9 protein-coding genes are annotated in these 16411 nt (G+C 46.9%); 3 read left to right on the top strand and 6 right to left on the bottom strand.

The window, feature by feature from the left end; all coding sequences use genetic code 11:
- Nucleotides 1-76: 76 nt before the first annotated feature.
- Nucleotides 77-847, bottom strand: a complete 771-nt coding sequence (locus tag ACJJIO_RS04200) for an SIMPL domain-containing protein (RefSeq protein WP_444910244.1) — start codon at nt 845-847, stop codon at nt 77-79.
- Nucleotides 848-1457: 610 nt separating this feature from the next.
- Here ACJJIO_RS04200 and ACJJIO_RS04195 point away from each other — a divergent pair.
- The 3 genes from ACJJIO_RS04195 to ACJJIO_RS04185 all read left to right on the top strand — a co-directional run bounded on the left by ACJJIO_RS04195 (nt 1458) and on the right by ACJJIO_RS04185 (nt 5465).
- On the top strand, nt 1458-2294 hold the full coding sequence (locus tag ACJJIO_RS04195; RefSeq protein ID WP_444910243.1) for a hypothetical protein: 837 nt from the start codon (nt 1458-1460) through the stop codon (nt 2292-2294).
- Nucleotides 2295-3172: 878 nt separating this feature from the next.
- On the top strand, nt 3173-4390 hold the full coding sequence (locus ACJJIO_RS04190; protein WP_444910242.1) for a hypothetical protein: 1218 nt from the start codon (nt 3173-3175) through the stop codon (nt 4388-4390).
- Between the two features lie 544 nt (nt 4391-4934).
- Nucleotides 4935-5465, top strand: coding sequence for a redoxin domain-containing protein (locus ACJJIO_RS04185; protein ID WP_444884098.1), 531 nt, complete (start codon nt 4935-4937; stop codon nt 5463-5465).
- Nucleotides 5466-5625: 160 nt separating this feature from the next.
- Here ACJJIO_RS04185 and ACJJIO_RS04180 read toward each other — a convergent pair whose 3' ends face one another.
- The 5 genes from ACJJIO_RS04180 to ACJJIO_RS04160 all read right to left on the bottom strand — a co-directional run bounded on the left by ACJJIO_RS04180 (nt 5626) and on the right by ACJJIO_RS04160 (nt 16377).
- Nucleotides 5626-6051 carry a DUF2750 domain-containing protein gene (locus ACJJIO_RS04180; protein WP_444910241.1) on the bottom strand — a complete coding sequence of 142 codons (426 nt, stop codon included), beginning with the start codon at nt 6049-6051 and terminating at the stop codon, nt 5626-5628.
- 811 nt (nt 6052-6862) lie between these two features.
- A complete protein-coding gene (locus ACJJIO_RS04175) occupies nt 6863-8377 on the bottom strand; it encodes a hypothetical protein (RefSeq protein ID WP_444910240.1) in 1515 nt (504 codons plus the stop codon).
- A 1541-nt stretch (nt 8378-9918) separates the two neighbouring features.
- Nucleotides 9919-10533 carry a ribosome-inactivating family protein gene (locus tag ACJJIO_RS04170; protein WP_444910239.1) on the bottom strand — a complete coding sequence of 205 codons (615 nt, stop codon included), beginning with the start codon at nt 10531-10533 and terminating at the stop codon, nt 9919-9921.
- A 1204-nt stretch (nt 10534-11737) separates the two neighbouring features.
- Nucleotides 11738-12985, bottom strand: coding sequence for a ribonucleotide-diphosphate reductase subunit beta (locus ACJJIO_RS04165; protein WP_252082869.1), 1248 nt, complete (start codon nt 12983-12985; stop codon nt 11738-11740).
- A gap of 452 nt (nt 12986-13437) precedes the next feature.
- Nucleotides 13438-16377, bottom strand: a complete 2940-nt coding sequence (locus ACJJIO_RS04160; protein ID WP_444910238.1) for a ribonucleoside-diphosphate reductase subunit alpha — start codon at nt 16375-16377, stop codon at nt 13438-13440.
- Between the last annotated feature and the right edge of the window lie 34 nt (nt 16378-16411).

Genomic DNA, 16411 nt, shown 5'->3' with positions numbered 1-16411 from the left:
ATGGAGCCCACTGCTTAAGCAGTTTAAAGAGTGGGCTCAGATCATCAGAATTGTAATAACACTAGAACTGGTTTAACTATGGCTGAGGACGAACACGAAAGTCTACAGAGAGCTCCGCCTCATAAATAACCTCATCAAATGATTTATCCTGGCCAGAATCAAAAAAATTGCTCTCAAAGTTGCTGCTGGAGTCACGGGAAGCGGTAACAACAACCTCTTCTATAGCCATGGCGCCTTCAGTAGCTCGGTAGTGTATGTTATCACCGCGAATGCCTATCGGTGTCAGCTGGACACCAAGCGCCTTTTCATAATCTGTTTTCTGTTCCAGAATATCTTGCAGAGCCTTGGATTTAACTTTTTTGTTAAACAAATGCTTTTCTGAATGCTCAAATGTGGTGTTTGCTATTTCAACTTCTCTATTTTGATCTGTGAGCTGCGCAATACTGTGGAGTTGGCTTTCCTCGTTGATTGAAATAGTTACGCGGTTAACAACCTTATAGCTCTTGGGCTTCTTGCCCATCCAGCCATATTGGGGTGAGGAGGAAAATTTTGAGCTTTTAATATTTGCTCCCTTGATTCCAGCCTCTGTCAGGCTCTGATGCAATTTGGAACGGAGCGTGTGATTGGCGTCAATTGCATTTGATAGTAGCTCTTCTTCCGTTGTGACAATCAAACTGACAATGGCCTTATCGGAGTAGGCGGTTTCTTCCGCGCTGCCACGGATGGTAACAATACTCTCCGTCGGGTGGAGGAGTCCACGTAGGTCCTGGGGTGTACCTCTAATTTCTGGAGCTGCCAGGCAAGCACTAGATAAGAGCAAGCTGATAATTAGTAGTGGTAGTTTCATTTCACTATATCCTTATTAGGTTTTTACAGGTGTACTACTTATGCGGTGAAATATCGATTTATTTCATAGGTGTATATTGTTGCCAGGCCCTAATAGCTTGAAGAATGATAATTTTTGTTAAAAGCTGTATAACCTAGCAGCTTTCTATCTCAATCAAAGTATATAGCTTGCTTACTGAACATTAATAAGAAATACCTTGATTATTTGTTTGTCTACACTTTTATTGAATTGTATCTATGATCTTTTAATAAGTTCTCTTTTGGTGACTGCTCGCATCAATGTTCAATGCTTTGCATAGTATTTTTGTTCTCATGTTGCTTTATCAAGACCTTTTGTCTTTTGCAGTTTGATCTATGTCACGGTTTTTGCGGTGGATGCATCACGGAAAATCGATTGCATAGCTAATAAGGTCGCGTTGGCTTACGTGTATCTCAAACCAAATAATAACTATATTTGTAGCGACTTACGGGATGAAGAAAAATCATGGGAATTCTTTTTGACAAAAAAATATTGGCCCTGGCTCTTACTACTCTGCGGGCTTAACAATCATTAATAGAAATGATTGGTCTTTGAAAGTGAGTGGCTCAGATAACCGTGGCTGGGACTGGGCTTGCGGCAATGGTCACGTGGTCAGTTGGGCACAATTGCGATAAAAATTGAGTGGAGTGATTCATTCGAAGGCTATTTTAATCATTTTGTATCCTCTAATTCATCGATAGTATCCAATGGAGGAGGCCACACGGTGGTACCTCTAGATGAGGAGACCAACCTATCAGTTATTATTTCTCCTAAATACATAGAAGATTCAGATATGGAGCGCTACCTTCGTGATGAGGTTGGTGCTGATCTTAATGATGTAGATGCTTTTGATGAGGGATGTAGTTCAAATTGGGAGGTTAATTGTTTTCTCTCTTATAGGGCCCATAAGAGTGAATATAATAATGATGATTATCCCATTATAGAGCGCCAGGCTCTTTATTCCGGTAACGGACTGGATTCCTCTTTTTTAACTCGTGTGGGAATTACCAAGGTTAATGGTAGTGGCAGCATTGATGGTGAGGGCTTTAAATGGTTGGTTGAGGATAATAATTGCCAAATTAGTGATCCTCAGTTGATTGGCTTAAGAAATGGTCGTTATTTACTCGGTTATGCTAAATTTCAATGTATTTCGGGTAATCTGAAATTTGATCGAATTAATAGCCCTAACTCTCTGCGGTTATTAGTCCCAAAAGCGTATTATGTTTTAGATATCGATTCGGATTTGAATATTCTTGAGGGCCCAGTTCAACTTCCTAACCATGGTTGGGGAGGGCTAGATGAACCGATGTATTTAGGTGATGGTGAGGTAGCTTGGAGCTACATTAAGAACCCGAAAATTGAAAATTATGGTGGTGGTCAGCAGAATGTGTGGCAGGGAATAATTTATCATTCCAAGAGTACCAATTAAGCCCCTCCGTCAAAAAGGATAGTAAGTTTGTGCTCAGTAATGTTGCTGGGTCATTTTCTATAAATGGTGGAATAAGTTTCATATTTCTGCTTGAACTCTGCGAAACTAATTTTTTTGTTTAATAGGTAAGCAAAGTTTCAAGGTATATTTTCTAAATTAGACTGGCCTTCCTTTGCCAAAGCGGTGCCTGCTGAATATCTACTGTATTAGCCCGTGAAGCTCCAATCCTTTCCTTTCTGGAACTGCTGGTATCATTAAGTTAAAGCGGCAGGCGGGTAGTACCTCCTGGAACAAAATAGACTCCAGCTATGGAATCGAATACTTCGATTTTGCACAGACGTCTGCGAAGTAATTCATCTCATATTTTGGGTTTATATCCATATAGAGCGTTTGCCTAACACCCCATACCTTTACCCCGTCTTGAATATCTTCCTCAGGGGAATGCATAGTTGCCCTAATTTCTATAGCGTTTTTTTGAGAAGTCTAAGGATGTAAATGACTTGATGATACCTCGTAATCTTTACTAAATGGGCCTGGTGGAGGGTGAGCCTCAATAGGCTTGGGCAGACTTTCTTTCTTGAGAGAGGGGGGGGAATAGAGGGGAATAGTAACTTCAATATTCCTTGCATTGGGTTTATGGATCAGTACCGATCAAGGCAATTTTGATTTGAGTTAATTCGATTAGCAGCTGGTAGTCAAATGTATGTGACTGGCTAGTCCGCAAGCCTGTCGCCCCCGGTTCTCGTTTGGCGCCCTAAGTCCTATATCCGTTGAGCATCCCCGGATAACTTTCCCTGTCCAAAAATGACTCCGGCCAATAAAAATAATTTTTTGGGAAGTGTGATATAGAGCCGGGAAATAAATATAAGGAAACAACAATGACTCTTTGTAAACGACTAGGTGCGAGTCTCTCACTCGCACTGGCTGGCCTATTTGCTTCCGTATCTGCTGCGGCAGATAACTGCTATATCCTGGTTCACGGACATGGTACCGAAGGGCATATAAAACAGCGCACCAACTCCCAGGGTAAGTTAGAGCAACCAGCCCTAGATTATTGGAGTGAAGCTTTCTTTGATAAATATAACGGCAGTAATTTTATTGAGCAGCTGCGAATCAATGGCGGCAACTATGGAGTTGTAGGTTATAACTCCACCGATGAAGGTGAAATGCCTTACTGGCATGATGGCACAGCTGGCGAAATTGCCAGACAGATTATCGATATTCGCAGCGGTAAGGGAGATGGCTATCAACATGAGAATCAATGTAAATCCGATGATACTTTTTGGGTGGTTGCCCATAGCCAGGGCGCTGCACAAATGATGTACTTATCTGGTAACGCAGTGCCTGGGTCTCCTTATTACAATCGTGCTTATAATCAGTTTGATAGTAATACTATTACTGAGAGCAATAAGGTTTGTACTGGTCGCTGGTTTTGGAAGAGATGTAAAACGGAAACCAAAACCAGAAATGTTGCCGGTTTAGATGATCGCTATGCTGTAGAGGTCGACTTCGACAAAGCTATGAATGGTATTGCTGCGATCTTTACCACTGGAGGGGCTATTACAGGCACCGAGTTCGTCGATCGCCTGTGTAATGGTAGCTGGATCGAAAGCGTGGTTAACGACCTATTTATCGGTCGTGAATGCTCAGCGGTACGTTATCTGCAAACTAATGATGTGTACTCCGTGCGCAACTATGTGGGCACTAACTTGGCATCGCCCGTATATACCATTGGTGGTTATGCTGGTTTCCCTGGTGTTGCAACCGCAAGTTCTATATTGCTTGCTGGTGAGGACGATGGTTATATTAATCTCGCATCCCAGATGAACTGCTCCGGTTCTGCCAAGCGTAATCTCTATTCAGACCTGAAGGAATACAAAACCTTCCTGGGCATTGCCTATGGCAGCGCTATCTTCTCCTGTGACAACGATCACAAGGGCACAGCGCGTTCATATAACCTGGCAAGCCTCTATACTGACCACGATGCACAGCGTAATGGTGGCATTATGTCCCCAGATTATACCGGCATTCCTAATGGTCTGAACTGCGGTATTGGTAAGAACAGCGCTGGTCGTATTGCTGCCTGTACTCAGTAATTTTTAGATTTATTTTTGTGCCTTTTTTGGCTCATTAGGGGGCTTAATCGCTTCCTGCTTCCTCACAGGATAAAGCCCGCTTATTTATAGCGGGCTTTTTTTAGGGAAAGTTCAAGGTGGGTGGTATCAACCGCTGTTACTTGCCAGTGCCATTCGGTCATCTTTTCCTTGGAAATGGTGCGTATTCCAAAACGTTAGCTATCTATATTGTTTATTGTATGGGGCTTATCGGAATAGTTCGAAGAACTCATTCCTGGGAAATATATATCTGGCAGTGCCAGTCAGTAATCTCTCCAGATAGTCTCGCTCAGTGCAAATATATCCTTTAAAGAGTATCAAATAGAATAAAACTGATAAGAGTTACTTCATATACTCACCTGTATTTAATATTTGATTTTTTTTGTCCGATTAGTCATAACTATAACTTCTATCATTGGAGAGTGGGCGATGTAGTCCTCCTTACATTTGGCTTCTCAAGTCAGTCGTGTTCTAAAGGGCTAGTCTTGATAGAGTGTCTTTGGCAGTAGTCTTATGGAGCGGCTTTATGGGCAATCTTAAGTTGGCAGCGGGTGTTGAAATCCCTGCTATTGAAGTGGCCAAGCTGGGTGGTGGGAAAATTCAGCTGGGTAAAACGGAAGGGAGCTTCCCCTGGCAAATGGTAGTGGTTTATCGAGGTAAGCACTGTCCGCTCTGTACCAAGTATTTACGGGAATTGAATGTGCTGCTGCCGAGATATCATGAAGAGGGCGTTTATGTGACAGCTGTGTCAGCGGATAGCGCCGAGAAAGCGTCTGAACAAATGAAGGAGGTCAAGCCAGATTTTCCGATAGGTTACAACTTATCCATCCCTCAGATGCAGCAACTGGGTGTCTATATCTCCAATCCCAGGTCTCCAGAGGAAACTGATAAGCCTTTTGCCGAACCCGGGATTTTTGTGATTAATGAGGCTGGTAAGCTGCAAATCGTTGATATTTCTAATGCGCCTTTCGCCAGACCAGACTTGCAGACTTTGTTGATGGGGATCGAGTTTATTCGAAATCCGGAGAATAACTATCCAATTCGGGGAACCTACTAAAGTCCCTAAGCTGGGGCCGAGTTTCCCAGAAAAACGCAATAAAAACCCCATTGGGATGTGAGATTTTTATTGCGAGTTAACGGTTAACTTTGTAGCTATTTATCAATTCTTTTTAGAGTGTCAGAGGTTTGCCATAGAACCCAGTTTGAGGCCAGTGACATTAGAAATTATTCAACTCTTCACGTAGGTCGTGTTCCAGCTCCTCAGTGCCAGTAATCCATACGCTTTTATCTGGTGCGGGGAATACACCAACTTCAATATTATCTTTTCTCAAGCCGGGGAGCCATTTCTTCAGAAACTGTGGGAGGGGAATACTTTTAGGCGTGAGTTCGGTTTCATCTTTAGCATAAGCGCTAGCAAATTCTGACGTAGGCCATACGGGTAAATATTCAAAACCTCCGTCCTCATCGGTATGTATTTTGAGGAAGCAGTTTTGGTTATCGACTAATATCCAAATTTCCCGCTCTTCACCGATTGCACTCAAGAAATATTCGTATCGGTCTTCACAACTCTGGTTAATTACTTCATTTAGATTGGGAGTACTCATATATAAATTCGCAATGGCTGATTGGTAGGAGGCTGACATTTACAGGCCTGCTCGAATAAGTGTGTAACAGTAACACAGTCAATGCGAGGCATTATGCGCGAATACAAGATACTGTCCAGATGGTTTGATGTGTTGCCCGGTAGTAGAGAGGAGCGGGAGGGATTCTGTGGAATATAAGTCTATGACTGGTTTGGAGAGTAAATCGAAGTACTCTCAATAAAAATCGGCTTGAAGGCTTGTTTCCAGTACCTCTCTCTATGAGCGACAACTTTTCTTTTTGTGGTAATTCATTAGCCCGAAACCTTTTGCGAACTCTACCATATTATACATTATAAAACTTCAATAAAATCAATTGGTTACGGGTTGGTTTTTATAGCAGATAACGCTCATATTTACTCTATCAAACGACGTTTATATTAGATAGATACTTTATCTGGTGGCTTAGCCTGTTTTTGGCCTAGAGTCTCTAGTTGCTATTAGAGAAGCTTTGTCAATATTGGAGCTTGTTTATGCAAACTTGGGGCAGTTTATCATTGTGCAATTTAAGTCCTGAGTTGATAAAGCTTCAGTTTCCACTGTTACTGCTCTTGTCATAAAGCTGTGATCAAGAAAGGTATCGAAAAGGGCTTTAGCCCGTAACTCTGAAATTCGGGGCAGCCAGCAGAACATCGAGACCAGTGCCGAGTATTTCCTCGGCAAAGTTCTTATGATGGCCGGGTAACCGCGAAAGCGGTTACCGAAAAGATCGCGCCTACCGGCGATCGTTTGGCCATGTTCTGCAGCTACTCCTGGTTTCTTTAAAGATATGGCGGACCAGTTTCGCTTGTGGGAGTTCGGCAAAGTTGAATTACTATCGAGGAACTGCAGTTCCTTTAAGCCGCTCAAACTCTTTCTTCGACATATACTTCGCAGTAGGGTAGTAGGGCCCCATGACCAGGCTGTCCATAGGCGCGGGATTTTCCTCAGTAGGTACCGGAATATTGAGGGGGGAGTTCGGCCAGTCGTAGTTGCTCAGTGACGCCTGGTAGCGTATGTAGACGCAGTTGACCCAGCTGCGAGCGCCGATATAGTGCCCCTCGCCGGCTCCGAACTCTATCCATTTGACGCCGTGCTCGCGGTCTGCATTTTTGGGTCGATCAATCGCCCGGCTCATGACGATAGTGAACTTACGATCCTCAACCAGTGGTATCTCTTCATCGAAGATTGTTGACCAGCCCAGACCTGACGGCGCCGTGCCCCCAGTGGTAAGAGACCAGTAGCGTACCTGGGTTTGCTCTTCGGGCCAGCTCACCTGACCATGCTTGGTTTTAGGAAAAGTCGGCATCTTACCTTCGATCACCACGACCTCGCCAAAAGCTAGCGAGAACAGTCCAACCATGTATACAGTGTCGGGGTTGTTCAGCCATGCACCGTCATTGCTTGCAGGGCAACGGATAACCCGCTTGATCGGATCGGGGGTGAAGGCGCCTTTGACACTGTAATCCATATTCCAGAATCGCTGGAACATGGGGGCGGGCATGGCAGGTGCATTGACCCGGTCCCAGGAATCCTCGATTAATTGAAGCCACTCTTTAGTCGGGAATTCCTGCTTCTGCCCCTCCTTAGAAGCCAATAATGCACGGCACATTCTCTCGCCTGTTAGCACCACATCGTCGCTGTTATATAAACCCTCTTCGCCCTGGATCGGGGTCTCCGGAAGGTGCAGCGTGACTGTTGGTAGCCCCAGCTCAACTGGCAATCCACCCTCCTTAAGTGGCGGCATGCGCACGTTGCCTGTGCCATCATAGCCGTTGTCGGGCATATAGTTACGAAACGCGAGGTGGATGCCGGCTCGCTCAGAGTTGGTACCGGTATAAAGTGTATTGGGGCGCGGCTTGCGAGGAGCCTGCCCCGAGCGGATATATACGGTGTAGCGTCGGCGTTCTGTCGGTACATCGCGTCTATTGGGCGACATAAAAGGGTTGATTGAGCCCTCATCGGGCACGATTTGGTCGTCACGCAGGTAACTACCGTTCCCCTTTACTCCGCCCGGCAAATTGTTTGCGATGGTGAGTGAGAAATAACGCAGGTGACCGTAATGTCCCCGCAGCTTCAGGTAAGCGCCTTTTGGCAATTTGAACTGACCGACGAAATAAGTGGAATTTTGATCCGGGTAGGCATTCGCGACTTGAATATCCTGATGCCCACGCAATAGACCGTAATCGAGCCCCTTCGGCCCTCCCCAGAAGCAGCTTAAGCGCTGGTATCGCCAATTAGTGACCTCGACAACAGTCATGGGTACCGGCGTGAGTGCAGTCGTGTCGCCAGGCAAGGTAGTTGGCTCAACCTCTTCCGTGCGTTCGGGTGTCACTTCATCGTTCTTCATGGGAAGTCTCCAAGTGATGCTGCGCCTCGGCCAGTAGCCTAGGGCCCCTGGGGAGAGCGTTTGTGTGTGAATTTTATTCGTGTCATTTTGTTATCAGGGGGGACATCAAGTGAATTGGGCTCACTTACAGAGTGAGAACCTATAGCATAGAAATTTAGATTTATGCTTGCTTTACGCGACATTTTTCATGCGATGACATGGCAGGCTTGAGCGCACCTTTTCATCGCCATTTTATTTGCAAGAAACTATGAGATTTTGTCGAAAGCTAGCCCTCCTCTACGAGTACGCTGGATTCCAACAGGATAGAGTCGTACAAGTCATTGCTACTCCCCCAGTTCAAGTAGCTTCACGAAGAGCGCTCCCTGAGGTTTGACCACTAAAACGAAAGCGAATTTAGCTGATTTCGTACTCAGCGACATTGTTCTTTTCTCTAAGGCTGTTAAATCACGAGATAAATTATATATTTAGTAAATAAATGCAGATCTTCGATAGCTGTTTTGTCAGACTGGCCTATGGATAAAGGACGTTTAGGGGGGGAGCGATGCTGGATAGCTCCCTTGAAATTGCAAAATTCCTTATCCCTTTGATAGGCATTGATTATGTTTAGGAATGTTTACCAAGGTCATTTCTTGCAGAAGATGATGAATATTAAAGATTGTCGTCTCGCTAGAGGTATTTTCAGTAAGTGTCAGCCTAGCAAAATTATTTGAAGAAGAATTTTACAGAGTGTTTTTCCGTTGCTGTATCATTAAGGTTGAAAATTTTTTTAGATGGTGAGTGTACGTTGTTAGATTAAGTGATCGAGGCTTTCTACCATGGTTATATTTTAGCTGTAAAGTGTGTTATGGGCGAGAAAATAATCTAGGGTAAGATCTTTTCCATTTTAGCTAGAAACCTTTCATTGTGGCGTTGATAAACTTGTCAAGATATTCGGCCTCGTGAAAAAAACTTTATGCAAGCTTGGATGTGTTCTTGATTGGTTGGTTATTTTGCTCAACAGAATTGGAGTTGTTTGGAAAATATTCTGATATTCCGTGTAATATTTTATATTACAAAAGCCACTTAAGCTTCGAGGTTTAAGAGTGTTTTGACAACTTTTCGGCCTGATGCAAAAAATAGGGTCTAACGTTCATTTTAATGCATCACTTCCTGTAGGTGACTTTTTTGCGCAATTCCATTTCTATCGTCTATTGGGGAGGTTCTGTTAGAGTAAGCCGCGCTATTAGTAATTATATAATTTCTTTATATATTTTTTTGTGCTTAACTAAGCAAACAAGGAAGACTCTTGAGGTCACCGATGGTGTGATATGAGTCACTTAATGCTGTGACTCATATCTCTTACCACCGCAATGCACCACCGGTTTGATATTCGCTAACACGGGTTTCAAAGCAGTTTTTCTTTTTGTGCTGGTCCGTTAATCAAGGGGCTGGATTCTGTGAACTCTGGAATTGCTATTTCGGGCCCAGCTGGCCGAGGTGGTGGACCATGAGCAGAATCTGAATGAAGTTGTAGAAGGAAAGATACCTTCACCTAAATTTCCCTAAATAAAATCAAGGTGTTTTATGTCAACTCTATCCGCAAAAGCATGTTTTGGGTTGCTGTAATTTTGCCAGTTTTTCGCATCTTCAAGTAGGTTTCCAATTGTAACGCTACCTCCTTTAAGATCCTTAAATATCTTGCTCTTAAATCGTATTGACTCAGAAAGAAAAATTGCCATTTTCCCAAATGAGCTAGCAATAGTCATATGGTCGTCGTTCTTTCCGTCAATGTTTGAGTTCTTGTAAATATGTTCAACAGTGTTATATGCATAATAAATGCTAGTTTCTTCATTGGAGTTGGTTGAAAAACCCATTGACGGATAGCTGCCATCAAAAGGTAATTCCATTTTTTGGGAAGCTGTGACGACACCACTCATACTAGGTAAATGGAAGTAGTTTTTTGCTGGTGTTTCCATTGAGCCGATAGAGTAGCCGGTTAACCAAACATCACTATTTCTAATGTAAAAAGTTACTCCGAGGCCTTCTGATAGATTGATCGGTATAAAGATGCGAGCCGGATCTCCATCAGTTCGGTTGATTCTAAAGCGTTCCTTTAAGTGATCAATTGCTTCGGAATATGCGCCGAGGTGAATCTCATGAAGGTTTAATTTTATCACTTGTGCCTCACAGTAAAAAATATTTTGTGTAATTTATCATTTAGGTAAAGGCTTGTGATTACGTGATATTGCAAGTTAGTACCTTTGTGCACTAAAAAAGGAGAGGGGAAGAATAATCTTTGCTTGGGAGCATATGAGGTATGGGTGTCGATTACGGGCTTATAGGGATGTTCACAGCGTTTTTCGAGTGCAGAGTCTTCTTTTCTTTTGATCCAGTAATATGTGCTGGGTAGGCCTGTGAATAGTATGGGGTGCCTGAATCTGGTGTCCGATGTTGAAGGTTTTAAAATTAAATATATTCTCTACTATAGTGGATAAATCAGTCGAAAGGTTGATTTAGGTTTTTCTCATGTGGTCTTAAATCTAGATCTGGCAGCAGCGAAAAATTAATTTATCAATAAATCTAATTCACAACGATCTTGGTTTTAAATGATTTGTAAATTTACATGGTCGAATAAAGGAAGCTAAGTTTTTGGGGTGTGTGGCCAAGTGAGAGGGTGATGAGCCCTCGTAGATAGTATGCTACCAAAAACATAAGCTGAAACTCAGTCCCTTTTCCTACTTGCGCGGAAAATAGGGTTAAGCAAGTTCTTAAATTAATTAATGCATAGATAAACCATCGCCTCTGGCGGTGAGGGTGCCGTTCAGGCGTCTAGGGTAGAGAATGTGGACTCTCATGAACAGGCAAGCTCTTTTAAGGAGAATATATTCGAGACGATAGTGCCAGGATTGCGTCAAGTATTATTGTGGATACTATGTAGTATTTGTGCCTAAATATCGAAAGAAGATGCTATTTTGTGTGTTACGTCGAGAAATTGGAGTGATATTCTGAAGTTGTGTATTTAAAGGAAAGTAGAGTTGGTTGAAGTGTATTCAATTGAGGGGCATATCCATATGCAATTGACACTTCTTCTAAAGCTCAGTGTGTCAAATCCGATTGGATTTGTGAAAGAAAAATCAGAAATTTAGATTTTTAGAAATTACAAGTAAGTACAGCAGGGCTTTACCGAAAGATATTTTGAGGCTTGCTGTTACTGTATGAATACGGAGGATTTTTCCTCATGCCTCCGGCTTGGTAGCTGGCTGCTGAGTAGCTCTCAATAAGAGAATAAAAAAAACGGGCTGAAAGCCCGTTTTCAATACTTCTCTTCCTGTGAGCGACTACTTTTTCCTTTTGTAGTAATTCACTGGCCGGAAGCCTCTCTTACCACTGCAGTGCGCCGCCGGTTTGATATTCGATAACGCGGGTTTCAAAGAAGTTTTTCTCTTTGCGCAGGTCCATAATCTCAGACATCCACGGGAATGGGTTCTGTGCACCAGGGAATTGCTCTTTCAGGCCCAGCTGGCTGAGGCGGCGGTTGGCGATAAACTGGAGGTATTCCTCCATCATATTTGCATTCATGCCGAGTACGCCGCGGGGCATGGTGTCGCGGGCGTAGGCCACTTCGAGTTCCATACCTTCGAGAATCATCTGGGTCACTTCCTGCTGGAATTCCGCCGTCCACAGGTGTGGGTTTTCCAGTTTGATCTGGTTGATCACGTCGATGCCGAAGTTCAGGTGCATAGACTCGTCGCGCAGGATGTACTGGAACTGCTCGGCAACACCGGTCATTTTGTTGCGGCGGCCCATGGACAGGATCTGGCTGAAACCACAGTAGAAGAAGATACCCTCGGTAACGGCATAGAAGGCGATCAGGTTGCGCAGCAGCTCCTGGTCGGATTCAACGGTGCCGGTTTTGAAGTTGGGATCGCCAATGGCCTGGGTGTGGGACAGGCTCCAGGCCGCCTTTTTGGCAACGGCGGGCACTTCGCGGTACATATTGAAGACTTCGCCTTCATCCATGCCCAGGGATTCTACACAGTACTGGTAGGCGTGGGTGTGGATCGCTTCTTCGAAAGACTGGCGCAGCAGGTACTGGCGGCACTCTGGGTTGGTGATATGGCGGTAAATAGCCAGTACCAGATTGTTGGCAACCAGGGAGTCTGCGGTGGAGAAATAACCCAGGGAGTATTCCACGATGCGACGCTCGTCCTCGGTCAGACCGTTGGGGTCTTTCCACATGGACACGTCTTTGTTCATATTGATTTCCTGGGGCATCCAGTGGTTGGCGCAGCCGTCCAGGTATTTTTGCCAGGCCCAGTCGTATTTAAAGGGCACCAGCTGGTTGAGGTCCGCACGGCAGTTGATAATACGCTTTTCATCCACCTGGATGCGGGCTGCACCCATTTCCAGTTCTTCCAGGCCGGGCGCCGGGTCCAGGCTGGCAACGGCTGCACGTGCAGCCTCAACAGCGGCGGAGCCATTTTTTGTGGTGGAGCTCGCTGGAGTTTCCGCAGAGTAAGAAGCGCTGGGCTCTTGTACGGATTTCGCCTGGGGCTCCGCTGCGGTCTGCGCCTTAACGGCTTTTTCGGGTTGTTGGGGCTTTGTCTCGAAATCGTCCCAGCTCAGCATAGTCGGCCCTTTTAATCGGTCTCGTTATCGAAAATTCGATATTAATTTCTGTGTTCTTCCTGGCGCTACATTCGCAGAGCGAGGCCAGGGGTGCTATTCCGGAATTTTCCGGCAGTGGTCAATCGCTGCAGGTATTTTTAACCCAGCGGGGCACAAAGTTTCTGTGCCAGATCAATTATCACTTTGCTTTTAGCCAAAATTTATTTTTGGGTTTTTGCCGCACGGCTGTGAGGTTTATGGCAAAGTTTTTTTCGTGGTTTTCATGCGCCGCACCTTTGTGCGGGTTACTGAAAACGCAGTTGGGAAAAAACGCAGACGATCCCCGGCCCGAAAATTCCTCCCGGTATTTGCATACCGGGTGGGCCGGGGTCGTTGCGCATGGTCATGCCCGCACTTGCGGTTACGACGCTCTCCCCCGAGAGTGAGTACAGGCCCCAGAAGGGGCCAAATTTTTACTGACAGGCTTCGCAGTCTGGGTCGTCCAGAGAGCAAGCCTGCGGCACTGCAGCTGGTGCGGGTGCAGCCTGTTCTACAGGCGCTGCTGCGGCGGCACCATTGCTGCTGCCGTGTGCGCTTACCGCGTTCAGGGTGCCGCTGTTTACAGTGGATTTCTCTGTGGTAGTGGCAGCCAGGGCGCGCAGGTAGTAAGTGGTCTTCAGGCCGCGGAACCAAGCCATGCGATAGGTCAGGTCCAGCTTCTTGCCATCAGCGCCGGCAATATACAGGTTCAGGGATTGGGCCTGGTCGATCCACTTCTGGCGACGGCTGGCGGCATCCACAATCCAACGCGGTTCCACTTCAAACGCGGTGCGGTATTTTGCTTTCAGGTCTTCCGGTACGCGATCGATTTTCTGTACAGAACCCTCGTAGTATTTCAGGTCGTTAACCATGACCTGATCCCACAGGCCGCGATCTTTCAGGTCGTGTACCAGGTAGGGGTTTACTACGGTGAATTCGCCGGACAGGTTCGATTTCACATACAGATTTTGATAAGTCGGTTCGATCGACTGGGAAACCCCGGTGATATTGGCAATGGTCGCGGTAGGGGCGATCGCCATCACGTTGGAGTTGCGCATACCCTGAGCTTTTACTTTTTCGCGCAGGCCGTTCCAGTCCAGAGTGGAGCTGGTGTCCTGATCGATAAATTGCTGGCCGCGCTGCTCAGCCAGGATCTGGATGGAATCCAGTGGCAGAACACCTTTGCTCCACAGGGAGCCTTCGTAGGTCTGGTACTTGCCGCGCTCGGCAGCCAGGTCGCTAGAAGCGGAGATGGCTTCGAAGCTAATCGCTTCCATGGTGTTGTCGGCGAAGGCTACGGCTTCATCGCTGGCGTAGGCGATGCCGGCTTTGTACAGCGCGTCCTGGAAGCCCATCAGGCCCATGCCCACAGGGCGGTGACGCATGTTGGACTGACGTGCACTTTCAACCGCGTAGTAATTAATGTCGATAACGTTATCGAGCATACGTACCGCGGTTTTTACGGTATTAGCCAGTTTGGTGCGGTCGAGTTCACCGTTTTCACCAATGTGTTGAGCCAGGTTGACAGAGCCCAGGTTACATACGGCGATTTCGTCGTCGGCCTTGGTGTTGAGCGTGATCTCGGTGCACAGGTTGGAGCTGTGTACCACACCGGCGTGCTGTTGTGGGCTGCGCAGGTTGCAGCTGTCTTTAAAGGTGATCCAGGGGTGGCCGGTTTCGAACAGCATGCCCAGCATCTTGCGCCACAGGTCGAGAGCGCGGATTTTCTTAAACAGACGCAGCTTGCCTTCGGCAGCCAGTTGCTCGTAGTGGTTGTAGCGCTCTTCAAAGGCGGTGCCGAACAGGTCGTGCAGGTCTGGGCAATCGGCCGGGGAGAAGAGGGTCCACTCTTTGTCTTCGAACACGCGCTTCATAAACAGGTCGGGGACCCAGTTGGCGGTGTTCATATCGTGGGTACGGCGGCGGTCGTCACCGGTGTTTTTGCGCAGCTCGAGGAATTCCTCGATATCCAGGTGCCAGGTTTCCAGGTAGGCACACACAGCGCCTTTGCGCTTACCGCCCTGGTTGACGGCTACTGCGGTGTCATTGGCCACTTTCAGGAAGGGCACAACACCTTGGGACTTGCCATTGGTGCCTTTGATATAGGAACCAAGGGAGCGCACCGGCGTCCAGTCGTTGCCGAGGCCGCCGGCCCACTTGGACAACATGGCGTTGTCGCGGATAGCACCGTAAATACCGTGCAGGTCGTCCGGTACTGTAGTCAGGTAGCAGGAGGACAGCTGCGGGCGCAGGGTGCCGGCGTTGAACAGGGTCGGGGTGGAGCTCATGTAGTCGAAAGAGCTCAACAGGTTGTAGAACTCTACCGCGCGCTCGTTCTTGTTTTCTTCGTTAATGCTGAGGCCCATAGCGACACGCATAAAGAAAATCTGCGGCAGCTCGAAACGAATATCGTCACTGTGCAGGAAGTAGCGGTCGTACAGGGTCTGCAGGCCCAGGTAGGTAAACTGGTGATCGCGCTCGCCTTTTAAAGCTCCGCCGAGTTTTTCCAGGTCGAAGGTGGCCAGGGCGGGGTCCAGCAGGTCCAGCTCGATACCCTTCTTCACGTAAGCGGGCAGAGTGGAAGCGTAGAGTTTTTCCATCTCATGCTGGGTGGCGCGCTCGGCGATATCGAGGAAGCGCAGGGCTTCGGAGCGCAGCTTGTCCAGCAGCAGGCTGGCTGTGGCGTAAGTGTAATTTGGCTCTTTTTCAACCAGAGTACGCGCAGTAATTACCAGGGCGGTATTGATATCGTTTTCGGAGACGCCGTCGTAAAGGTTCTTCAGGGCCTCGCTGAGGATGGCCTCGGCGTTGACGTCTTTCAGACCTTCACAGGCTTCGCTGACAACAGTGCGCAGGCGCTCCATATCCAGGGGAACAAGGCTGTCGTCGTCGAGTTTAACGCGGATGCTGGGGTGCGCATCGACAGCCTGTTCAGTTTGACTGGCACTTTTTTCTTTTTCCGCACGCAGGCGTGCGTGCTCTTCGCGGTAGAGTACGTAGTCGCGGGCAACCTTGTGTTCACCGGCGCGCATCAGGGCCAGTTCCACCTGGTCCTGAATTTCCTCGATATGGATAGTGCCGCCAGAGGGCATGCGACGCTTAAAGGTGGCGCTGATCTGGCCAACCAGCTCCTCGACTTGCTCGTGTACACGGCTGGACGCAGCGGCGGTGCCGCCTTCAACAGCGAGAAAGGCCTTGGTAACGGCAACGGAAATTTTGCCATCGTCGTAGGGGACAACGGTACCATTGCGCTTGATGACGCGGATCTGGCCCGGTGCGGTGGCGGCCAGAGTGGTGCCGTCAGTAGCCTGGTCGCTGGTTGTGCCTGATTTTGCCGCAGGCACGGTTTGAGAGCGCCCTGTCTCTGTGTGCATGTAAATCTCCGAAAGGTTTGTATTGTTGTCTGTC

The organism is Microbulbifer mixtoriginis (SeqCode) (genome assembly GCF_052467235.1).
Note: the sequence above shows the minus strand (reverse complement) of the source record. Positions and strands in the feature narration are given on the sequence as shown.

Excerpts from the sequence above, each read along its gene's own strand:
- ACJJIO_RS04200 (WP_444910244.1), bottom strand. The coding sequence starts at position 847 with ATGAAACTACCACTACTAATTATCAGCTTGCTCTTATCTAGTGCTTGC.
- ACJJIO_RS04190 (WP_444910242.1), top strand. The coding sequence starts at position 3,173 with ATGACTCTTTGTAAACGACTAGGTGCGAGTCTCTCACTCGCACTGGCT.
- ACJJIO_RS04185 (WP_444884098.1), top strand. The coding sequence starts at position 4,935 with ATGGGCAATCTTAAGTTGGCAGCGGGTGTTGAAATCCCTGCTATTGAA.
- ACJJIO_RS04180 (WP_444910241.1), bottom strand. The coding sequence starts at position 6,051 with ATGTCAGCCTCCTACCAATCAGCCATTGCGAATTTATATATGAGTACT.
- ACJJIO_RS04175 (WP_444910240.1), bottom strand. The coding sequence starts at position 8,377 with ATGAAGAACGATGAAGTGACACCCGAACGCACGGAAGAGGTTGAGCCA.
- ACJJIO_RS04165 (WP_252082869.1), bottom strand. The coding sequence starts at position 12,985 with ATGCTGAGCTGGGACGATTTCGAGACAAAGCCCCAACAACCCGAAAAA.
- ACJJIO_RS04160 (WP_444910238.1), bottom strand. The coding sequence starts at position 16,377 with ATGCACACAGAGACAGGGCGCTCTCAAACCGTGCCTGCGGCAAAATCA.